The sequence below is a fragment of the Aquamicrobium ahrensii genome (assembly GCF_040545755.1).
GTDB lineage: Bacteria > Pseudomonadota > Alphaproteobacteria > Rhizobiales > Rhizobiaceae > Mesorhizobium > Mesorhizobium ahrensii.
This window is the reverse complement of the sequence record NZ_JBEPMN010000004.1, coordinates 273,494-294,585: the sequence shown is the minus strand read 5'-3', so window position 1 is coordinate 294,585 and position 21,092 is coordinate 273,494. Positions and strand designations below refer to the sequence as shown.

Genomic DNA, 21,092 nt, shown 5'->3' with positions numbered 1-21,092 from the left:
TACGGCACAAATGACGGAGCAATTGGCGGCGTAGAAACCAACCCGATCCACCTTAGCCAAGCCGCCAAGCTGTCTCACCAGACGGGTCCACCTCATTGCCGTCGAGACGTCGAACAGCTCGGCATGTTGGGTCTGAAACATCAGCTGCACGCCGGGACGGAGTTGCTGCGCGACCGCAGCAACGAGGCCGATGTCAGTGAAGGGCTGGAGCAGCTCGGCGTCATAGGCCGCCATGAAGTCGAAGCGGGCTCCCCTGGCATCCTCGGCGCGGGCGCGCACATCGATTGCGGCAAGGGCCGGCTTCAATGCCGCGATGCCAGGATGTTCGGAAATCAGCCGGATCATGCCGGCATGATCGAAATCACGGGCTCCGGCGGCCACGAAATCGATCAGTCCGCCATCGCCCGCGCCGCTGATGAAGAACCGCGGAGTTGGTCGACCTGCGAACTCGGCAACCGGAACGCCTGCATCGGTCCAATAACTGGCGCTTTGTATCGACGGCACCGGTTCGCCCGGCTCGAGCCCGAACCCGACCGCGAGAAGCACCATGTGAAACTGTTCGCGCAGCTCCACGCCTGGCGGCGGTGGAGGCGCATTCAGATCAGTGATATCGAGCTGATACCCGTCCGCCGTCCATGTCAGCGCGGTAACCTGATGGCGCAGCCGTCGCTCGAGCCGCGGCGCGAGCCTAACGACGATGTCCTCGAACCCGAGCAGGACGTCGTCGCGAACGGTGCGGCAAGGCCCCGATTCCCAGTCGAGGATGGGCAGGTCGGCTATGGGATCGGTCGTGTAGTGGGCCGGCCAATCGTAGATGTGTGGATCGAGCCGCCGTCGATCGGTCGTCGACTGAAGAGGTAGAAGCGCATCGGCAGATTCGAACAATACAACCTGCGACCCGGTGACCAGCGCCGCTGCTGCGGCTGCGGTGACACCGGCCGCCCCCCCTCCGACGACGGCGATCCTCGGATTGGCATGGAGGTAGCCGAGTTCCTTGAGCGCGTGGATCAGCGAAAGTGCCCTGACCTGCTGGGAATAGAAAGTGATGCGCCGGTCGAAACTACCGATGACAAACAGGTTCGGTCGGTCGCGAACAGTCGCTCCATCAAGGATGTCCTGCGCTAGCAAAGCATCAGCCAACGACGCATACTCCTGCAGTCGCTCGCGTTTGCCGTACTGGCACTATGACTGTGGCGTGTGCTCCCGCACGCATGCTCGACAATCCGCTCCCCCTTTGGCCGCGTCGCCGCGCGACAGCCGACGCATTACTTATGGGCAAAAAATCGAGGATGCAGCAAGCTTCTAAAAGGTCTTGCGAAGGCGCTTTCAGCCGGCTTGGCAACTCGCTGCTCAATTCATTCGATCGCCTTTTCGCGCAGCGTCTCGTTCTACGCCGACCAGGCGTTGATCAGCGACAGCTCATAATGCTGCCTCAGGTCGTTAAGTTATTCTATAGTTTTGATTTATCCATATGTCTAGCAATAGACGGCAAGTACTTACGAACCTGCTCGCGGTCGCTTTCCTTCTCTTTCTCGCTAAGATTGGCGTAATCAGTCGCGATCTGACGCTCCCATTTCTCGACCAGGTCGGCCGGTAGCAGAAGCGATCCGTCAGGCTGTCGAACCGCCTTGCTGTGCATATAGCTCTGCCAATGCGACCAGCGCTCGTGCTCGATGGAAGCCAGTTCTTCCAATAGCTCATTGAACGCCTCAGAATACGAGTTTGCTGCCATGCCCAATCAGATGAGGCCTTGCTCAACCAGCCTACGATAATGCTCTCCGAGGACCGTTAGCTCGCAGGCTTTGCTCTCCATTGCGGCGTGCCACATATGCGGGGCATCAACGGGCTTCAGGAGATTAACCCGAACGTACCTTTGCAACATTGCGAATACTGCTGTTTTGGCAGGGTCCGGAGGCGGAATTGCGGGGTCATTTTTCTGTTCTTCATTGCGCTCCGGCTCATATGCGGGATCCAGCTGCAGCTGAAAGCCTGGCGCCGGGAAGTGCATGGTCAAGGCGTGGAGATCCTGCAGTGGAATCGGTGGGTCGGCTTTGCGCAGCGAAATGAACTTTTGCACGTTGGTTTTGAAAACCGGCCGCTGCCCCCAAGTGCCCAGCGATTGGTCGATGTGTGCATAGACACTTCCGGGCGTCACCTCGCCGAGCAGGTTCGCTGCCGAGCCATTGAGCGCGTCCACAAGTAGCGTCGTAAAAACACCCGCGCCGCCCCCAACTACCTCCATCGCATACTGATCTTTGTTGGATGCCGTGAGGATCGTTGTGCCGTCTTTGATCTCAGAGAAGGCGTTATGGATATGTGAGCCACCCACAGCGCCACTATGGCAGCTATCCAGAATAATCACTTTATTCGTAGCATGAGAATTATTGGCGAACGTCATCAGCTCGGAGAGTGGAAAGCCGTCGTTGCCATCTGTATTGTCGGAGGAACAAAGAAAACCTCCGGTTTCGTCGATGTAACCGTGCCCAGCAAAGTAGAAGAGAGCGACGTCGGACCGGTCCTGGAACAGCTCCCGGACAGCTTCCCGGAGGTCGCGCCGTGCCACACCATGGCCTGGCCCAGTGCCCACCATGAGACGAGGAGTTTGAAAATTGACCGACCCGTCAGCATCGCGCTCAAGCATGCCCTTCACCGCGTAGGCATCATTCACGCAGCCACTAAGAGGACTGATGTTATCGTAGTGGTCAATGCCAACAACAAGAGCTTTTCTCATTGCCGGGGCCTCAGAGCAGGTTGATGAAGTCGCTGATGTTCTTGTCACTCCACTCATAAGTGGTCACGCCAGGAACCTGCGTCCGGTCGTTCGAATAGGCCCAAATGCCTCGGATCGGCTTGCGCTCCTCTTTGGCGCAAGCAATTTCCCACTTCTGTCCAGACGAGTTGAACGAACTGCTGCTAACCAGAACAATCACCCCGTGCGAGCGGCGGATGCGCGTCCGGACCTTGTCTTTCCAGCCAGAGTCATACGCCTCTTTCACCGACATATCGATGAATTCAAACGGCTGGCGAGGGTGAAGCGACTGCCCTTTGAGAAAATCGCGCTGTCTCTGATCCTCGATCGCGAACGCGACAAAGACAACTTTGGTATCAGCCATCGTGTATTTCCCCCATGTTCAAGATTATTGCCCCAGGCCTTTGCGCAGGGTGGCAAAGAATTCAGCAGTCGATCTCACGCGCGCAACGCCTTCGTTCAAGGTCGCACGTTTAGCGACATACGACCGTTCAGCTGCCTTTGAGGTCTGGGCGTACAAGTCGATGTCAGCAGTGGTCCTCAGATAGGGCCACTTCCGCAGAAACTCCGGCGCCGCAGCGGTCCCATCAAGGAAAGTAGCAAGCGGAAAGTCTTTTTCGGTTGCGACACCGATTTCCCAAGGCACCCATGAGGAATTGCGCGTCGCATCCGAAACAACAGCAAGAAGCTGCGTGCAGCTCGACATTTCCGCTTGAATGTGTGCGGCGAGATCCTCGCCCTTGCCCATATGCGGGTCAATGACATCCAAGTAATAGTCGATCTGGTGCTGGCTTTTTAGCCTGTACGCGATAGCCGCAGCCTTTGTGGAATCTGCCTGCTGATGCGAAATGAATACCTTAATCAATCAAAAGCCCCCCTTTTGAGTTGAGTTTCCGCTTACCAAGCGGAGCCTTTACCTACCTATGCGTGCTATCTCCCGATCGCAAGATGTGGCCGCAGCGATTCAGTCATAACCAGGTACGTGAAGGACATAACCTGGACGCGATCCGCTCTGCGGCCAGGCGGCTGGGACGCGAATATCTTGAGGAGGACGCGTCATTGCGCGTAAGTCCGTACCGGCATCGGCCCAACTGGCGTTGGAGCGCGACGCCACCAGGGTCAGGTTGCGACTGGCTCGACTGATCGCGACGCAGAGCAGTCGGCGAAGGATGCGAAGTCCTCAACCACGAACGTGACTGCGCCTTCGACGTCTGCTTACTGGTGATGGCCCGATGGCTGGTTTTGGCGCCAAGCGGTAATCATGAACTGGGCAGGCATCAGGTATTCGAGCGCAATTTACAGCGTGTAATCGCGGCGGTTTCGGCGTGGATTATGCTGCTTGGTCGGGCATGTGAGAACCTTCCTTTTATCGCGCTATAGAGGGCTATCGGCGGGACGCCTTATCGAAACGCCCAAAGTATTGTGCGGTAATCGGCGGCCATGGGCGGTAATATCGCGCAATCGGCGGTGAAATGGCGGGCCGAAGCCGACGAAACAGAGAACTACACCTACGCTATAGCCCTCCATAGCTCTCCAAAGTAGGATGGAAGGCAGACGGGCGAATGTTGAGTGGGCTCAACTGTTGTAGCTATTTTCTCCCTGCGGGCGCCCTTCTGGGCGTACTCCGCTCGCTTCCCCGTCGGGATACGGCTAAGGTCGAATAAAGCCATGAGTATGAGAGATTGATGAGCACTGCTAACGAGCCTGTTTTACGCGTGGTCGAAGCCCACACAGAACCGAATCGACCAATGACAAAAGCCAACGAAGCCATGCATCCAAAGGTCATGTCGGAAGCGGGCTTCACCGCAAAGATGCTGACTGATGCGGCCTACTACTCGGACGATACCGCATTGGTACTGCATATGGACGTTCGCGATGGCTTAAAGCTGCTCGCCGATGCCGGTGTCAAAGTGAACTGCATTGTTACCTCTCCGCCATTTTATGGTCAACGGGACTACGAGGTGGAGCGCCAAATTGGCCTTGAAGAGCATCCTTCCCAATTTATAGCAAGCTTGGCCGATGTTTTTGACGCAGCGGGCAATGTGCTCGCCGACAACGGCAGCCTCTGGGTTAATATTGGTGACACGTATTGGAGCGGAAAGGGTGAGCATCGCAGCGGTGAGGCGAAACAGTCAGCTAGACGTTTCGGAATCCGCCCCCAGGATAAGAAGGGAGACGGAAAGTGGTGCGTGCCAAAGCAATTGCTGCTTATTCCGCATCGCTTTGCGATTGCGCTACAAGATCGCGGCTGGCTGGTCCGTAATGACAACGTTTGGGTTAAACCAAACCCTACTCCCGATCAGGTCAGAGATAGATGCTCGATGTCTCATGAGTACGTGTTTCATTTCGTTAAAGAGCGCTGGTACTATTTTGACAAGAACTCGGTGGGGCGCACTACCGATAGCGGTACCGTACTTCCTCCGCTGGACACTTGGGAAATTCAGCCTGTTCGGGGTCAACCGGGACGGCATAAGGCCCGTTTTTCCGAAGAGTTGGTTCGCATTCCAGTGCTTACTACGACGCCCCCGAGAGGAGTTGTTCTTGACCCCTTCGCCGGTAGCGGAACTTCTTTAGTATTCGCGCGGAAGCACGGATTTCGAGTAATTGGCATAGATGCTAATAAAGAATATTGTGACTTAATGGTTGAGCAGCTCAAAAGGGTTGCTGAAGAGGAAGATCAAGAGCAAGAATAACGGCGGGGGCTGTTTATGTATCTTTCGGCAGACGCTGTCCTTCAAGCCGTAGCCATCCTACGAGCTGATGTTCACCCCTTCGTGGGGATAACGTTTATAGCCTGCAAGCACTATGGGCTCAGCATCGGCTCAATGGACGATGTAAGTATCGATGCGCTGACGCGCGCGCACATGGATACGCATCACCGAATTGATCGGCGTAGTTCCTTATACTTTCAGCCATTTAAGAGTTCGGCGAGTTGGGTTGCAGAGAAATATCCGTCGAGTGGTCTTCAGACGATTAATACTCAGACGTTTGGGGCGGTATTTATGCACACCCGCGCCTCACGGAAATGGGGCTTCAGTTCAAACTATCTCGACAGAATGGAAGAGATTTTGCAGGAGCGAAACTTCTCTTCCCAAATTCCGGTTGATGCACTAGCGGTATGGCTGTTCAAGGATGCTGATCTAGGAAGCATCTCAAGCTATGATGAATTAGTAGAAAGATTTTTCTTAGAATATAAGATCACAGAAGAAGAAAAAGATAGAATATTTTCATTGAAGCCTCTAGGCCGAACTTCGGCGGCCGTCCCTGTTTTCGTTTCTGAACCACTTGAAATGAACTCCGTCGCTCGTGCACTGCCGGAGCCCACCGACGCCAAAGCAGAAGGCGGGCGCACGATTGTCTCCCTCCATCTTGCTAACTCTGGGCCTGCGAAAGCGATGGCGATTGATTTTGGCCAACGCTTGACAATTGTCACAGGCGATAATGGCCTGGGTAAATCTTTCTTGCTGGATTTTGCCTGGTGGGCGGCAACTGGCCTGTGGGCTGATCGCGAAGCTCTTCCGCAAGGAAACGATACAAAGATTGTACCGGAAGTCACATACACTCTCAGCGGAAACGGAGGGCGGCTTTCTACGTACAGTGCGAAGTTTGATTTCAAGAATCATTCATGGTCCCGGCAGCGGGGAGCAATGACGGTTGAAGCTCTCGCGGTTTTTTCACGGGCCGACGGCTCCTTTGCTGTGGCGGATCCAATTCGTGCGAAATTTAACCACAGCACGCCAATGATTGGCAGTCTAACTGCCTATGAAGTGTGGAATGGTCGGCCGGGATTGATTGAGGGTCTGATCCGCGATTGGATAAAATGGCAAGCAGCATCGGATCGGAAGACCTTCGATCAATTCGCATCTGTTTTGAAGAGATTGTCCCCAGAAGACTTAGGCACATTGATTCCCGGAAAGCCTGTCCGATTGCCGGGGGACCCTCGTGAAATTCCTACTATTCAGCATCGGTATGGAGTTGTGCCAGTTACTCATGCTTCCGCAGGCGTTCAGCGAGTTTTACTGCTTGCGTATCTCATCATTTGGTCTTGGCAGGAGCATGAATTGGCTGCGGAGCGGCTAGACAAGTCTCCCTTGCATCGAATGATGGTTATTGTCGATGAACTGGAAGCTCACTTGCATCCGAAGTGGCAACGGATCGTCTTGCCCGCGCTGATGGGTGTGGGTGACCTTCTTAGTAGTGACCTGACCATACAGATGATCGCTGCATCTCATTCCCCGATGATCCTTGCCTCCATGGAGTCGGTCTTCGACTCTTCTACGGACGTGCTCTACCACCTCTACGGCGTTGGACCGACTGTTAGGTTGGAAGAGACACCGTTTGTGAAATATGGCGATGCATCTGGTTGGCTCACTTCACCATTGTTCGGGCTGCGTCACGCCCGTTCAAAAGAAGCTGAAGCCGCAATCGAAGATGCAAAGCGTTTGCAGCTTTCGGACGAAGCTTCAATCCATGAGGTTCAGGTCGTTTCAGACAGGCTTCGACTGCACCTTTCGGGAGACGATAAATTCTGGCCACGTTGGTTGTTTTTTGCTGAGCAGCATGGGGTCAAAATATGATCCGTGTCGCATTGCAGCCCGAGTATGCAGATTTCGATGCTGACGTTCGCAGTCCAGGGGCTGCGTTTCTTGCCACATGTCCAACTCCTACATCTGAGCAATTCAGAAAGAAGAACTTTTGGAGTAAAGCGGCCAGACATTTACAATCTGCCTATTCGGGAATTTGCGCTTATACCGCTATGTATCTCCCGGAACAGGGTTCAGTAGATCACTTTCTGCCCAAAAACAGCCACCCACACCTAGCTTATGAATGGTCGAACTTCCGGCTGGCCAGCGGGCGAGTGAACAACTCAAAAGGCAGCGCCAATGTTCTTGACCCGTTCCAGATCGAAAATGACTGGTTCTACATGGACATCCCGGCGTGCCTTCTCAAGGCGAATCCCGCGCTAGAACGAAACCTTCGAAATCAAATATCGGGCACAATTAATTCATTGCGTCTCAATCAGGACGATCACTATGTTCAGGAACGCTGCAACATTCTTATGGACTATGCTAGCGAGGATATAACGATGGGGTTCCTCCAAAGGCGCTACCCGTTTTTAGCAAAGGAGGTGGCGCGACAAGGTCTGACCCCTGAGGCCCTAAGAACTGTTTTTAAGATGTAGATTCTGGGAAAAACCGAACCCGACGGTTATCATCATACTGCCCCTATTATCTGGCTGACAAACGAAGCCCTACGATGCAAGGCTTTCCATGCGAGAAGTCTGAGGGGGTCAGTACGGCTCATCACCTATTCGTGTGGCGGGTCGCAGCATTTACAGTGCGCGAATCAACTCCCTGACGCCACCCGCTGGAACATTCCTGTCTCCGCTATCTGACGGGCAGCATATTTATAGAGACTTTTCTGCGCCTCACTTCCGGGATGAAAGTCCAAGTCGCCAAGAATGGTGAGCAATTCGGCCTTATTTGGGCGAACCTGTTCAAAATATAAGAGTAAATCGCCCGACGACATCGTTAGAAGTTCCTGCACCGATTTATCAATGCGTTGGTCTACCTTTGAGATAATCGCAGAAACGATATCCTTTCGAGCAGCCTTCGTTGGCGCGTTGGCGTTTAGTTCGCCCGCAATCATACGTAGTTCCTTGACCGTATAACGGCTTCGCTCTAACCCAGCCTTCGCTCCTTCTTCCCCGAGCCATTCGATCATTGTGCGGATTTGCTCACGACTTAGGGGCATTTTGTGATGAACTCCGATGTCAGGCGTTGGAACTGGCCCGATTGTTTTACTGCGTTAGCGCCGCTAATATCATATACTGGTAGTCGCTCTTGAGCCGCGCGACGAATACCGTCGCCCTCAGTAACGTACTCGTTGAATACAGTCCCTGCCCGACGCAAACGACGGATTTCGTCGGCCTCTGTCTGCTTTGGAACGCCAGCATATTCCCTTGCCATCATACCCATCGCTCCTGCAAACGCTGTAGGGTTGTAGGCCAACGATTTGTCGATGGTTGCCTTCATCAAAGCCACATCGTTGTTTACGGTGCCAATTTCCGCAACAACCGTTGGGACGCCAACGGATGACTGCAAATCTAATTTAACTGGAGATACGCAATGGTCTGATGCGTATATAATAGACCTAAGAACATCTGATATCTCGGGATGAGAATCAATTAATACATAATCATATGACTTTTCTAAATTGTCTATGACTTCCCTTATAACCTTCAAGTGTCGAAGTAGTGATAAATTATTCTCAACTATATTGTTAGTCGAGGGGAGCTTGTCTGTGGTAACGTTCGCAAGACGAGTGTCCGCAACTATTGCGTCCACACCGACCGAGGCGGTTCGGACTGTTACGGTTGGATCAAATGTGGTGGCGCTATATAGCTGCTGGAACTTGGCGAACAATGTGACATCAGGCAATGTTCCATGGCGAAATTGTTCTATGAGTTCGGGAAAAAGACGCCCGGTGATACCCCCGCGCTGATAGTCAGCATCAATCACAAGAACAGACTTCTTGTGAAAACGCCGCAACCCAACGGCGATATGGTAGCAGGCCGTCGTCTTTCCGACGCCCCCTTTTTCACTCACAAACCCTATGACTGTCACTCGGCATCCCCCCTCACATACTCGCCAAATGTTACCATACCTCCGCCTTGGTAGAGTTTCCAGACAAGACACTGAAGGCTCAGCGCGAAAGATGCTTTTAGGTTGTGAAAATTAACTAAGGGCCTTGCCCTCGCGCCAGCAAGGTAAGTGGAACCGTCCGGGGCGGCATCCCCAGCCTTCCGCGCCCCGAAGGGCTTGTGCAGGCCGGGTGATCCCCCTCCACCCCGGCCGCCCTTGCTCGTTGCTACCCCAGTCTCGGCGACGGCCAGAAGGTCAGGCGCGGCGTTCCGCTTCGCTGACCTTCAGACCCGAGGATCAGAGACATGACCAACGTATCCGACAGCAGCCCCCGCATCTACGTTGCCTGCCTTGCAGCTTACAATAACGGTTTTCTGCATGGAGCTTGGATCGACGCGGACCAGGACGCGGACCAGATCAGGGACGAGATCGCCGCGATGCTTGCCCGTTCGCCCGTTGAGGACGCGGAGGAATACGCCATTCACGACTATGAGGGCTTCGAGGGCGTCAGCATCTCCGAATATACCGGCATCGACAGCTTGGCGCGGATGGCCGCTTTCATCGCGGAGCATGGCGCACTCGGTGCGGGCCTGCTGGAGCAGTTCGGCGGCGACATGGACCAGGCCGAATCCACCTTGGAGGACTGCTATCATGGTCAGTTCGCCAGCCTCGCCGACTACATGGAGGAGCTGACCACCGAAAGCGTCACGGTCCCCGAGGCGCTGCGCTACTATGTCGATTGGGACGCGATGGCGCGCGACGCTGAGATCGGCGGCGACCTGTTCACCATCGAGACCGCGCGCGGCGAGGTGCATGTGTTTTCCAACAGGTGAAAACATGACTGCCTGTCCGTGCTCATACGGGCAGGCATCTCGAAAGCACCGGCTGCCGCAAGCTAAAAGCACCAAAGAATGATCGGGTTAGCCGCTCAAGGTATCTGCTTTGAGCGGGTTCTATATTTTCGGTGATCCTTGAACCTCTTTTTGCCGGGCGCTGCCCAGCATCCCGGCTTGGGGAGGTGACGCCATGCTCAGCATCGATTGGCGATCACCGGCGGCATACGGGCACACAAAACACATCCCTGCCGCTGGTTTCGCTTGGGAATACCTGCGCCGCAACGACGAATATCGTCGGGACTGCCAGACCATCGCATTGACCGGAGGGACGGCTGCTCGCGACCTCGAAGAGTTCGCGCATCGCTGGGGTTTGCGATTTCCCGTGCGATCCCGATGCGCCGCATGACCGGCAATCGCCGATCTGGAGTCCGCGCCTTCAACCGCAAGCCGTGATGTTGTCGCCGGTCGTTCGCAAAAACGACGACACCGAGCCGATATTGATGTTGGCGCATCTTGAAGGTCTCGTCCTGCGCCGCGCCGCAGATGGCTGGCACGGTATTTGGCAGGTGGATAGCGTCAAACATCAATTCTGGCTGCCCGAGGCCGTGCCGGACGCCGCCGCGTTTTACGCCGTCACGCTGCCCATGGATTCATTTATGGAGCTGCGCGCCCATGCCGCCCGCCGTCTTTGGCGGTCCCTTAACGGTCGTGCGCCCGGTCCCGACTTCCGGGCCGTTCCTGCCCAGCTCCGGCAATGGCATGTCCTCTCCCTGCGCGCGCTTGACGCCCGGCTGCGCGGCGAAAGCTATCGCACCATCGCCGAAGTGCTGCTCGGCTTTCTTGGCACCAAAGAGGATTTCGAGACCGACCCGCGCAAGAACAAAGCCCGCCGAATGGTGGCGCACGGCATCAAAATGATGCGTGGCGGCTATCGCCTGCTGCTCCATTATCCGATCAAGCCCGACAAGCATTGATCGTTCTCGGTCTTTGACCTCACGCCTTGTTGGCTGCCGCCTGCTCCAGAATCCTTCGATAGCCCTCACGCGATAGCCATTGCGCGCGTTCGAGATGGCTTTGCCAGCAACGACGGGTGCGAAGTTCATCGGAGAACGGATCGCGGTGGAGTACGATCCGCGCGACTTCCTTCCAGTCCGCGCCCTCGGCCTTCGCATCCAGCAAACGCAGATAGGTCACGAAATGCCGTTCGTCATAGACGGTGATGGCGTCGCCGGTTGGCGCTTCGTCGTCCACATCGGGATCGAGTTCGACGGGAACCCGCATCGCCTTTCCCTTCATCTGGAAAGGGCCTTGCTTGCGGTGCGCCCCCGCAAATAGCCCCTCAACCTGGTGATCGGGGAGTTAGTAACCGTGACTAGACGGCCCTATGACCTTTGGGCGAGAAGCCTTGGACATACGCCATAGGCTCCCCGACCATAGGTTCGAGGATCATGGTGCCGTCACGGCCGGCACCAACCGCTAGTCAGGGGTTACTAAGCCCCGGAACAGCGCGTCTGTTCCGGCTACATTTCTAGCCGAACCGCGCGCGAATGTCTTTGCCTATTCAGCGCGGCAGACGACGAACCACTGAAATCCCTCATCTATTGGCCGAGCACCGCCCCCCAAGGGGGTGCCGCCAGCGCATAGGCGCAAATGCGGCACGCTACGCTCCGCCGATCCCTCGCCATGGTTCGCCACAGTCCGCTGCCGCCCCTGGCAGCCCAATCCCGACTGGAGGTGATCCATGGCCAACCCGCTTGCGGGCCTGCCGCCCCGCCTGTTGCGCACCAAGGAAGCCGCGCGCTTCCTCGGCATATCCATCCGCACCCTTGAGAAACATCGCACCTATGGCACCGGGCCGACCTATCGCAAAGTTGGCGGTCGCGTCCTCTACACCGTCCGCGATCTGGAAGACTGGAGCGCGGCGGGCGAGCGCAAATCCACGCGCGACAAGACCGCCGGCACCGTCTTTCCCGCGCGTCCGCTTACGCGCGAAGAACGGGGCGACTGCTAGATGCTGCGCGAGGACGACCACGACCCCGCACAGCCGACCGAGGACAGCGAGCGCAGCCGCCTAGACCCCTTCGTGGTCGTAACCGGCGCCGCGCCGCCGCGCGACCAGCGCGACTTGATGGAACGGCCGTTCTTCTCGCTGGCGAAGACCCCGCGCACCAAGCCGATTCTTTACAAGTCCGCCGACATAGAGGTGCAGGTGTTCGGGATGCCCGAGCACGGCATGGCGACCATATGGGACGCCGATGTGCTGATATGGGCGGCCTCGCAGATCGTTGCGGCCGAGAACAACGGCCTCACCACGTCGCGCTTTGTCCGGTTTACGCCTTACCATCTGTTGCGCGCCATCGGGCGGCCGACCGGCAATCACCAATACCGGCTTCTGAAAGCCGCGCTGGCGCGGCTGCAATCGACCGTCATCGCCACCACCATTCGCAACGGCCCGCATTGGCGTCGCCGGCAATTCTCTTGGATCAACGAATGGGAAGAAATGACGACGCGCGCCGGCCGCGTCGAGGGCATGGAGTTCGTGCTGCCCGAATGGTTCTACAACAGCGTCATTGACCGTTCGCTGATCCTGACCATCGACCCGGCCTATTTCCGCCTGACAGGCGGCATCGAGCGGTGGCTTTACCGCGTCGCCCGAAAGCACGCCGGGCACCAGCGCCATGGCTGGATTTTCGAGGTCGCGCACCTTCATCAGAAATCCGGCAGCCTCGCCCGGCCGTCCGACTTCGCGCTCGACCTGCGCCGGATCGCGGCCCGCCAGCCGCTCCCCGGCTACCACCTCCAGATCGAGCGGGAAGACGGCCGCGAGCTGCTGCGCATCCGCCCCGATAATTCGTCAACAGGCACTGTTGATAACCCTGTTAATGCCATCGGCAGATCAGGCGCACGGGGTATCGGCACATCAGGCGCACGACTATCGGCAGATCAGGCGCACGAACCGCAGCTAACGCTTTGGCCTGAAAAGCGGAATCCGACCGCTAACTTATCTAACAGAGAATCTAACTCTTTTTCTTTGACGCGCGCGCAGGCGAAGCGTGGTGCCGGTTCTGCCGGGAACCGCGAGCCATGACGCCCGCCGTTGACGCAGCGCACGCGCGCAATCCCCACCAGCACATCGCCGGAGACGCACAATGACCCGTCGCGCCCATCGTAGCGCGCACGACCGTCCGCTGCCGGACGGGCCTGCGCCCTTCACCACATTGGTCGAGCTGACCTTCGAGAAACGCCGCATCGAGCACTGGATACGCTTCGGCCGCAAGAGCTACGAGCAGATCATCGACCGCCGCCGCAGCGTCGTCGGCTTCGCGCCCGGCAGCGTCTTCGCCTTCGTCCGATGGGCGAGCGGCGAGCATGGCACTGTCGTTTCCCGCATCGACGTTGTGCGGGCCATCGGCCGAGGCGAGCCGTTCCAGACATTGCCCTTCGTCCGACCCGGCGGCGAAATCCTGTTACGTCTCGATGGTTGGCCCAAGGTGCAGCGTGCGCTTGCCGCCATCGACGCCGTGGATGCGCTCGGCCTCGATCCGGCCGACGCCTCGCCGGAGCACTGGCGGCACGTCCACAACCGTTTGAGCGCCAATCTAGAGCCGCACGCCTACACCCCCGAGCGACATGCCGCGTGGCTTCACCGCCGAAGGATCGAGTCATGACGCGCCGCCGCACCCTCGCAGTGACGGCGCTCGCCGTCATCGGCATCGCCGCCACCAGCGCCGTAGATTGGCCTTTGAGGCTCATCTGGAACGCCACCGCAAGCGCCCCCCTCGGCTTCTACACCGTCGAGCCGGCCGACCGGATCGACGTGCCCGAGCTGGTCGCCGTCATGCTGCCCGAACCGCTCGCCGGCTTCATGGTCGAACGCGGCTATATCGCGCGCGGCGTCCCGCTCTTGAAGCGCGTCTTGGGCCTGCCCGGACAGCGGGTTTGCCGCGCCGGCCGCACGATCACGGTTGATGGGATCGAGATGGGCGAGGCGCTGGAACGCGACAGCCTCGGCCGCGATCTGCCCGTCTGGCAGGGCTGTCGCGTCATCGGCGACGGCCAGCTTTTCCTCATGAATTGGGAAGTCCGCGACAGCCTCGACGGCCGGTATTTCGGACTCACCCCCGCAGCTTCCGTCATCGGTCGAGCGGTCCCGCTCTGGACCGATAAGGAAGGCGTCGGCCGCTACGAGTGGCGCGCGCCGACGCACTGAAACCACCCCCCGAAAATCAACCGCAGGAGATTTCCCATGGCAGAAATAGGCACCTTCACCCGCACCGAAACCGGCTATGCGGGAGAGCTTCTTTCGTTCGGCCTCCACGAAAAGCTGTTCATCGTCCCGGCCAAGCCGAGCGACGTGAAAAACGCGCCCGATTATCGCGTGCGCCTCGATAGCGAGGACGGCCCGGACGCCGGCCCCGCATGGAAAGACTCCAGCAAGAACGCTGGCGAGTTCGTATCGATGCGATTGGAGGGGCCAATCTTCCCGTTCCCGATCCGCGCCAAACTGTTCCAGTCCAACGACGATCCTTCGGTCTGGACCCTGCGTTGGAAGCACGCCCGGAAGATCGAGGATGAGGAATGACGGCCGCGCGCGTCCGAGCCGTCATCGGGTCCAATACCAGCATCCCCTTGTTCGCGGAAAAGCCGTCTCATCCCTCCGTCCCGCTCGGGCGCAAGACGGCCGGCGCGCGCAGCGAAGGTCAGGGGCGGCCATCGGCCGGCGCTCGCGCCTTGCCCTTGACCGCAGCGAGCACGTTGGCAGGCTGGCGGCAAAGCGGAGACAGGGCAGTATGGCATCGTGCCGTCCTGATACTGTCCGCCGCGATTTCTATCTGCGCCGGATCGGGCGTTGCGGTCGCGCAACCCGCGCCTATCGTGCGCCCCGCCACCGTCGATCTTCATGCCGATCACATCGCCGAGGCGTCGCAGCGGTTCGGCATCCCCGAGCACTGGATTCGTGCCGTGCTGCGCGCCGAAAGCGCGGGCGACGTGCGGGCGATTTCGTCGGCCGGGGCGATGGGATTGATGCAGGTGATGCCCGACACATGGGCGGGCCTGCGCGTCCGCCATGGCCTCGGCCGCGATCCCTACGACCCGCGCGACAACATCCTCGCAGGCACGGCCTATCTGCGCGAGATGTTCGACCGCTACGGCAATGTCGGCGCGATGCTTGCGGCCTACAATGCCGGTCCCGGCCGCTACGACAAGCACCGCGCGACGGGCCGACCGCTTCCCGCCGAGACACGTGCCTATGTCGCCGCACTCGCCCCGATCCTTGGCGGCGCGGCTTCATCGGATGCGCCGTCCCGGCAACCGCCACCACCGCCCGATTGGCGCGAGGCACCGCTGTTCGTCATGCGCCCGGCCGACGCGCGAGCTGCCGCCGCGCCGCCGTCCGAGGTGCAAACAGGCGACGGCCGCGCTGCCGTTCCGGCAGGCGATCCCACCCTTACGGAGCCGCAGGACGGCAGCATTTTCGTGGCGAGCGCGAGCGACAGAGGAACGCCATGAAGGTGGCGTTCCCACGCTCGGCGACGCCGGTTTCAGCATCCGGTCGGGCAGGTTTTCGCCCGGCAGGATTCCCGGCAGGAGGGGCAGAAAAGGCAGAAAGGGCGGAGGGCAAGATTAAAGAAGACGGCACCATGTCGGGCCGCTTCCGAAAATTGTTGTTGTCTGCACACGGGTTAGGCGACCGATTCCGGCACCATGGTTTTGAGGGGCCGCGTGCCGCGATTTCGCGCAAAGCATTGGCTTTGCTGGGTTTAGAGCGGCACCATAGGCGCAGATCGGCCGTTTTCCGGCGGTTTTGGCAGGAGTCGCGCCCTTGAGCGCCGACGACGAAAACCGCTTCCGGCCGAAGCCCGGCCGCATCCGATCCGACGCGCCCAAGGCCGGGAGACCCAAGAGCTTTTTCACTCAGGTCAAGAAGATCACCCGCCAGCATCAGGCGGCAGCCTCCCGCGACCCTTCCATGCCGTCATCCGCCCGCCCGTCATCGCCGGGCCGGTCCCGTGACTTGGTCGCCAGCGGCAAGGGGGTGAAGCGCGGTCGGGGCGCGAGCTTCGTGCGCGCCCGCAATATCTCCGGCCATTGGCATCATCGCCAGCCGGGTAGCCGCCGCGTGATCGTCAAGCAGCGCAGCGTCAGGGCCGCATGGAAGGGCGGCCGTGCCCGCGCGCATCTGCGCTATGTCCAGCGTGACGGAACCTCGCGCGACGGCGAGCGGGGCCGGCTCTATTCAGCGCATGAGGACCGCGCCGATGGCGACGCCTTCCTTGATCGCGGCAAGGACGACCGCCACCAATTCAGGTTCATCGTCTCACCCGAAGACGGCGCGGAGCTGTCGGACCTCACGGCCTACACCCGCGATTTCATGCAACAGGTGGAAGCCGACCTCGGCACGAAACTCGATTGGGTCGCCGTCAATCACTACAACACCGGCCATCCCCATGTGCATGTCATCGTCAACGGCCGTGACGATATGGGCGGGGATCTGGTCATCAACGGCGATTATCTTTCCGCCGGCCTGCGCGAACGGGCGAGCGAGCTTGCCAGTCTGGAACTCGGCCCCGTGACCGAGATCGAGCAGACCCGCAAGCTGTCCGCCGAAATTGACCAAGACCGTTTCACCCGGATCGACAGCGCCATGGCCGAGGAAGCCGACGCCCGTTTCCTCGACCTGCGCCATGAACCGGCAGCGCCGAGGCGACAGTTCGAGCGGACGCTGCGCCTGCGCCGCCTCGCCAAGCTGGAGAAGATGGGGCTGGCGACCGAGCACGCGCCCGGCGTTTGGGAATTGAGCAAGGACATGGAGCCTGCCCTGCGCAAGCTTGGCGAGCGCGGCGACATTATCCGCACTATGCAGAAGGCGCTCGGCCCGCAGGGCGGCGAACGCGATCCCATGAGCTTTCAAATCCATGACGGAGCGCCCGAGACACCCATCGTCGGCTGCGTCGTGGACAAGCACCTGTCCGACGAGTTGGACGAGAACCTGACAATCGTGGTGGACGGGATCGACGGGAGGACGCACCACATCGCCGGCATCGCTCCCGAGCGGCTGGAGGATGCCCACATCGGCAGCGTCGTCCAAATCGGCCCGGTGGAGGCGACGGCCCGGCCGTCCGACCGCACCATCACCGCCATCGCCGAGCATGGCATCTATCGGCCGAGCCGTCATCTGGAGCAGGCGAAGTTCGAGGGCCGAGTTCCCGGCGGTGACTATGAGGGCTATGTCGATGCCCATGTCCGCCGGCTGGAGGCATTGCGTCGCGCCGGGATCGTCGAGCGGATCGACGCAGATCAATGGCGTATCCCTGACGATCTGGCTAGCGGTGCGGCCGAATACGACGCCGGCCGAGACCGGCAGGCCAGCGTTCGCGTCCTTTCTCGCGTCAATCTGGACAGGCAGATCGGATCGGACGGCGCGACCTGGCTTGACCGGCGGCTGATCCATGGCGAGACCGCCGACCTTGCGCCGACCGGCTTCGGCCAACAGGTGCGGGAGGCGCTGAACCAGCGCCGCGAGCATCACATCGAGCAGGGCGACGCCAGTCGAGCGCGGGACGGCCGCATCTTCTACCGCCGCAACCTGCTCGCCACGCTGCGAGAGCGCGAGGTTGCGCGCGTCGGCGCGGAGATGGCGCAGAGCAAAGGGCTGCCGTTCCGCGCCGCCACGGACGGCGAGAGCATCAGCGGCAAATTCACCGGCACCGTGCAGCTATCGAGCGGCAAGTTTACCGTGGTCGAGAAATCGCATGAGTTCACCCTTGTCCCGTGGCGGCCGGTCATCGACCGCCAGCTTGGCCGCGAGGTCATGGGCGTTGTGCAGGGCGGGTCGGTCTCGTGGCAGTTGGGAAGGCAGCGGGCGTTGGGATTATGAATGGTCGACCAACGCTAGTTCAGCTTGCGACGCGCGAATTAACTCCGTCAAGAAGTCGATGACCACTCGAACCCTGCGCGATTGTGCAAGGTCGGAATGGACGGCCATCCATATGTGCTGGTCGATACCAAGATCGGCTTGCAGACAAATCAGGTCGTGCCGCCGAGCCAAGAAGTGGGGTAGCACCGCCAACCCAAGTCCCGCCATGGTGGCATGGAGCTGGGCGGTTAGGGTCGTGGTCGCCAACACCGGAGCGCGCCCCCGCAAGGTTCGTTCGATCCATTGTGCGGTGGACAAATGGCTGTAGGGATCGCGCCAAGCTATGAAGCGGTCTCCGTCGAACCGCATGTCGTCCGGGGTCAACGGGTGTGCCTCGACATAATCCCGTGAGCCATAGAGGCCGAAGCCAAGTGTTCCTAGCCGTTGCATGGTGAGATTACCGCGTTCCGGCTTGACCATCCTGACCGCGAGATCGGCATCGCGTCGATGCAGATTGACCGTTTGAACATCCGTCACCAGTTCCAACGTCAGATCGGGATAGCGCGTCATCAGGTTCGGTAGTGCCGGAATAATAAAATGACTGGCGAGCGTTTCCGCCGTCGCCAGCCGCACACGGCCTGTAACGCCGGTCTGAGCCGCCGAACCCTCCGAAAAGGCTTCCGCCGCCTGTTCAAGTGTTTCCGCGCGCTCCAGCAGGGCATCGCCATCGTCCGTTAGGCGGTATCCATTCTGGTGACGAGTAAAGAGGGTAAGTCCGAGTGCCGCTTCCAGCCGCTCGATCTGGCGCGACACGGTGGCAAGTCCGATGCCGAGACTGGCCGCTGCTCCGCTCAACGACCCAGCGCGCGCAATGGCTAGGAACACCCGCGCGTCGTCCCAGCGCAGGCGGCCAGCCTCTTGCTTTCCATTGTCGGAAACCAGCTTACGACTTTTAGCGGTTTTCTTCATCGAAACAGAAAACCATCTTTGTCTCCGAAGAACAAGGAGCAAAGCAATGCAACAGCGAACACTTGGTCCCGACCTATCGGTTTCCGCCATCGGGCTTGGCTGTATGGGGATGAGCGAGTTCTATGGCCCACGCGACGACGAGGAATCGTTGGCGGTTCTACGACGGGCGGTCGATCTCGGCATCGACTTCCTCGACACCGCCGACATGTATGGGCCGCACCACAATGAAGAATTGATAGGGCGCTTCCTCGCCGAAAGCCGTGCCAAGGTGAAGATCGCCACCAAGTTCGGCATCGTGCGCAAACCCGGCGAATACGCGCGCAGCATCGACAACAGCGCCGGCTACATGCGTCGCGCCTGCGAAGGATCGCTCAAGCGGCTGGGGATCGAGCGGATCGACCTCTACTACGTCCATCGCATCGACCGCGAACGCCCCATCGAAGAAACGATGGAGGGGCTGGCTGCCCTGCACCGCGAAGGCAAAATTGGCCATATCGGGCTTTGCGAGGTCAACGCCGAGACGCTGCGCCGCGCCCATGCCGTCCACCCTGTCACGGCGGTTCAGACCGAATACTCCCTCTGGACCCGTGATGTAGAAGCCGAAATCCTGCCCACATGCCGCGAGTTGGGCATTGGCTTCGTCGCCTATTCACCGCTCGGGCGCGGTTTCCTGACGGGCCGTTTTCAGGCTGGCTCGCAGTTCGAGGATGGCGACTTTCGTGCGAGCCTGCCGCGTTTCGCGCCGGACAATGCCGCGACCAACGCGGCGCTGGTCGATGTGGTGCGCGGCATCGCAGCCCAAAAGGACTGCACCCCGGCGCAGGTGGCGCTGGCATGGCTACTCGGCAAGAGCGACGACATTGTGCCGATCCCCGGCACCAAGCGGATCAAGTATCTCGAAGAAAACGCGGAGGCTGCTTCCATCGCATTGAGCGTGAATGAGTCCGCCGTGCTTGAGCAGGCCCTGTCCAACCTGCCGGTTTCGGGTGAGCGTTATACCGCCGAAGGTATGAAAGGCGTCAACGCATGACCTTGAATACTGTCGTGCAGATGACCGGCGTGGGCGGCGTCGAGAACCTTGAAGTTGGGCATCGCCCATCGGAGCCACCTAAACCCGGCACGGTTCGCGTCCGGCACCACGCCATCGGAGTGAACTTCATCGACATCTATCACCGCATCGGGCTTTACCCTTTGCCGCTTCCGGCGGTGCCGGGTGTCGAAGGCGCGGGCGTGGTCGAGGCCATCGGCGAAAACGTGACGGGCTTCGCCATCGGGGATCGGGTCGCTTACGCTGGCGCTCCTGTCGGGGCGTATGCGCAGACCCGTATTATTCCCGCCGCCCGTCTCATCCGGCTTCCTGATGACATCACGTTTCGGGACGCTGCCGCCTCGATGCTGAAAGGGTTGACCGCCCACATGCTGCTCACGCGCACCCGGCCTGTAAAGGCCGGAGATACTTTGCTTGTGCATGGCGCTGCCGGCGGGTTGGGATCAATGCTGGTGCGATGGGCGAAGCATCTCGGAGCAACCGTTATCGGAACGGCAGGATCGCGGGAGAAAGCAGAAATCGCGCTCGGCTATGGTGCGGATCACATCGTCATTGGCCGGAACGCTGATCTGGTTTCCGAAGTGGCGTCCCTGACCGATGGCCTCGGTGTGGATTACACCATCGACGGCATCGGCGGTGATATGTTGATGAAAAGCCTTGCCTGCACTCGCCGCTTTGGAACGGTTGCAAGCATCGGCCAAGCCGCCGGACCTATTCCGGCGTTGGCGGTTGAAGAGATCGGCCCAATCCGCTCGATCTCCCTCGCAAGGCCAAGTGTCATGGCCTATGCGGCCGATACAGCTATCTATCCCCAAGCCGCAGCCGCTTTGCTGGAAGTTATGCAAAAAGGCATCACGGCGGAGATCGGTGGCGAGTATTCCCTGACCAATGCCCCGCAGGCACAGGCCGATCTTGAAGCAGGCCGGACCACCGGAAGCCTTCTTCTGGCCCCGTAAAGCGGACAGCAGCGATGCGGCGGCGCTCGGCA

At 59.4% G+C, this 21,092-nt stretch carries 24 protein-coding genes and 1 pseudogene; 16 read left to right on the top strand and 9 right to left on the bottom strand.

Going from position 1 to position 21,092, the window contains the following annotated elements; genetic code table 11:
* From ABID44_RS08475 to ABID44_RS08455, 5 genes are all read right to left on the bottom strand, one after another.
* The coding region (locus ABID44_RS08475; protein ID WP_354151252.1) for an NAD(P)-binding protein at window positions 1–1,140 on the bottom strand (1,140 nt) is incomplete at its 3' end.
* 310 nt (window positions 1,141–1,450) lie between these two features.
* Complete coding sequence (locus ABID44_RS08470; protein WP_354151251.1) at window positions 1,451–1,732, bottom strand: hypothetical protein; 282 nt, start codon at window positions 1,730–1,732, stop codon at window positions 1,451–1,453.
* A gap of 6 nt (window positions 1,733–1,738) precedes the next feature.
* Window positions 1,739–2,731: a caspase family protein gene (locus ABID44_RS08465; protein WP_354151250.1), complete on the bottom strand. Its 993-nt coding sequence runs from the start codon at window positions 2,729–2,731 to the stop codon at window positions 1,739–1,741.
* Between the two features lie 10 nt (window positions 2,732–2,741).
* The gene (locus tag ABID44_RS08460; RefSeq protein ID WP_354151249.1) at window positions 2,742–3,113 is read right to left on the bottom strand and encodes a TIR domain-containing protein; all 372 of its coding nucleotides are present in this window, start codon (window positions 3,111–3,113) and stop codon (window positions 2,742–2,744) included.
* A 24-nt stretch (window positions 3,114–3,137) separates the two neighbouring features.
* Window positions 3,138–3,614, bottom strand: a complete 477-nt coding sequence (locus tag ABID44_RS08455; RefSeq protein ID WP_354151248.1) for a toll/interleukin-1 receptor domain-containing protein — start codon at window positions 3,612–3,614, stop codon at window positions 3,138–3,140.
* Between the two features lie 820 nt (window positions 3,615–4,434).
* On the opposite strand from ABID44_RS08455, the gene ABID44_RS08450 reads away from it, so the two are divergent.
* The 3 genes from ABID44_RS08450 (at window position 4,435) to ABID44_RS08440 (ending at window position 7,931) form a co-directional block, all read left to right on the top strand.
* Window positions 4,435–5,442: a DNA-methyltransferase gene (locus ABID44_RS08450; protein WP_354151247.1), complete on the top strand. Its 1,008-nt coding sequence runs from the start codon at window positions 4,435–4,437 to the stop codon at window positions 5,440–5,442.
* A gap of 132 nt (window positions 5,443–5,574) precedes the next feature.
* Complete coding sequence (locus ABID44_RS08445) at window positions 5,575–7,326, top strand: AAA family ATPase (protein WP_354151246.1); 1,752 nt, start codon at window positions 5,575–5,577, stop codon at window positions 7,324–7,326.
* Window positions 7,323–7,931 carry an HNH endonuclease family protein gene (locus ABID44_RS08440; RefSeq protein WP_354151245.1) on the top strand — a complete coding sequence of 203 codons (609 nt, stop codon included), beginning with the start codon at window positions 7,323–7,325 and terminating at the stop codon, window positions 7,929–7,931. The genes ABID44_RS08445 and ABID44_RS08440 overlap by 4 nt, the downstream gene beginning before the upstream one ends.
* A 164-nt stretch (window positions 7,932–8,095) precedes the next feature.
* Here ABID44_RS08440 and ABID44_RS08435 read toward each other — a convergent pair whose 3' ends face one another.
* A complete protein-coding gene (locus ABID44_RS08435; RefSeq protein WP_354151244.1) occupies window positions 8,096–8,473 on the bottom strand; it encodes a hypothetical protein in 378 nt (125 codons plus the stop codon).
* Window positions 8,474–8,493: 20 nt separating this feature from the next.
* Window positions 8,494–9,375: a ParA family protein gene (locus ABID44_RS08430; protein ID WP_354151243.1), complete on the bottom strand. Its 882-nt coding sequence runs from the start codon at window positions 9,373–9,375 to the stop codon at window positions 8,494–8,496.
* A gap of 323 nt (window positions 9,376–9,698) precedes the next feature.
* Between ABID44_RS08430 and ABID44_RS08425 the strand changes: the two genes are divergently transcribed.
* The 3 genes from ABID44_RS08425 (at window position 9,699) to ABID44_RS08415 (ending at window position 11,203) form a co-directional block, all read left to right on the top strand.
* Window positions 9,699–10,226: an antirestriction protein ArdA gene (locus tag ABID44_RS08425; RefSeq protein ID WP_354151242.1), complete on the top strand. Its 528-nt coding sequence runs from the start codon at window positions 9,699–9,701 to the stop codon at window positions 10,224–10,226.
* Between the two features lie 193 nt (window positions 10,227–10,419).
* Window positions 10,420–10,635 (top strand): transcriptional regulator domain-containing protein, encoded by a 216-nt coding sequence (locus tag ABID44_RS08420; protein ID WP_354151241.1) that lies wholly within the window; start codon window positions 10,420–10,422, stop codon window positions 10,633–10,635.
* A gap of 46 nt (window positions 10,636–10,681) precedes the next feature.
* Complete coding sequence (locus ABID44_RS08415) at window positions 10,682–11,203, top strand: DUF2285 domain-containing protein (RefSeq protein ID WP_354151240.1); 522 nt, start codon at window positions 10,682–10,684, stop codon at window positions 11,201–11,203.
* Between the two features lie 19 nt (window positions 11,204–11,222).
* Here the strand turns inward: ABID44_RS08415 and ABID44_RS08410 are convergent, their stop codons facing one another.
* Window positions 11,223–11,510, bottom strand: coding sequence for a DNA -binding domain-containing protein (locus ABID44_RS08410; RefSeq protein ID WP_354151239.1), 288 nt, complete (start codon window positions 11,508–11,510; stop codon window positions 11,223–11,225).
* Window positions 11,511–11,970: 460 nt separating this feature from the next.
* Here ABID44_RS08410 and ABID44_RS08405 point away from each other — a divergent pair, with 460 nt between their 5' ends.
* The 8 genes and pseudogenes from ABID44_RS08405 (at window position 11,971) to ABID44_RS08375 (ending at window position 18,108) form a co-directional block, all read left to right on the top strand.
* Window positions 11,971–12,240 (top strand): helix-turn-helix transcriptional regulator, encoded by a 270-nt coding sequence (locus ABID44_RS08405; RefSeq protein WP_354151238.1) that lies wholly within the window; start codon window positions 11,971–11,973, stop codon window positions 12,238–12,240.
* Entirely contained in the window at window positions 12,241–13,317 is a 1,077-nt protein-coding gene (locus ABID44_RS08400) for a replication initiator protein A (protein ID WP_354151237.1), read from the top strand.
* A 61-nt stretch (window positions 13,318–13,378) separates the two neighbouring features.
* On the top strand, window positions 13,379–13,897 hold the full coding sequence (locus tag ABID44_RS08395) for a DUF2840 domain-containing protein (RefSeq protein WP_354151236.1): 519 nt from the start codon (window positions 13,379–13,381) through the stop codon (window positions 13,895–13,897).
* Window positions 13,894–14,439 carry a S26 family signal peptidase gene (locus ABID44_RS08390; RefSeq protein ID WP_354151235.1) on the top strand — a complete coding sequence of 182 codons (546 nt, stop codon included), beginning with the start codon at window positions 13,894–13,896 and terminating at the stop codon, window positions 14,437–14,439. Before ABID44_RS08395 ends, ABID44_RS08390 begins: the two co-directional genes overlap by 4 nt.
* A gap of 36 nt (window positions 14,440–14,475) precedes the next feature.
* Complete coding sequence (locus ABID44_RS08385; RefSeq protein ID WP_354151234.1) at window positions 14,476–14,811, top strand: DUF736 domain-containing protein; 336 nt, start codon at window positions 14,476–14,478, stop codon at window positions 14,809–14,811.
* Window positions 14,808–15,740: a lytic transglycosylase domain-containing protein gene (locus tag ABID44_RS08380; protein WP_354151233.1), complete on the top strand. Its 933-nt coding sequence runs from the start codon at window positions 14,808–14,810 to the stop codon at window positions 15,738–15,740. The genes ABID44_RS08385 and ABID44_RS08380 overlap by 4 nt, the downstream gene beginning before the upstream one ends.
* Window positions 15,741–16,200: 460 nt before the next feature.
* Window positions 16,201–16,701, top strand: a pseudogene (locus tag ABID44_RS18680) (relaxase/mobilization nuclease domain-containing protein); the annotation flags it as partial.
* 9 nt (window positions 16,702–16,710) lie between these two features.
* Window positions 16,711–18,108, top strand: a complete 1,398-nt coding sequence (locus tag ABID44_RS08375) for a DUF3363 domain-containing protein (RefSeq protein WP_378226345.1) — start codon at window positions 16,711–16,713, stop codon at window positions 18,106–18,108.
* Here the strand turns inward: ABID44_RS08375 and ABID44_RS08370 are convergent.
* Window positions 18,103–19,056 (bottom strand): LysR family transcriptional regulator, encoded by a 954-nt coding sequence (locus ABID44_RS08370; RefSeq protein ID WP_354151232.1) that lies wholly within the window; start codon window positions 19,054–19,056, stop codon window positions 18,103–18,105. The two genes, ABID44_RS08375 and ABID44_RS08370, sit on opposite strands and share 6 nt — an antisense overlap.
* Before the next feature lie 46 nt (window positions 19,057–19,102).
* Here ABID44_RS08370 and ABID44_RS08365 point away from each other — a divergent pair, with 46 nt between their 5' ends.
* Together ABID44_RS08365 and ABID44_RS08360 are read left to right on the top strand one after the other, a co-directional pair.
* Window positions 19,103–20,086 (top strand): aldo/keto reductase, encoded by a 984-nt coding sequence (locus ABID44_RS08365; protein ID WP_354151231.1) that lies wholly within the window; start codon window positions 19,103–19,105, stop codon window positions 20,084–20,086.
* A 2-nt stretch (window positions 20,087–20,088) separates the two neighbouring features.
* Window positions 20,089–21,060 carry a quinone oxidoreductase family protein gene (locus ABID44_RS08360; protein WP_354151271.1) on the top strand — a complete coding sequence of 324 codons (972 nt, stop codon included), beginning with the start codon at window positions 20,089–20,091 and terminating at the stop codon, window positions 21,058–21,060.
* Window positions 21,061–21,092: the final 32 nt, after the last annotated feature.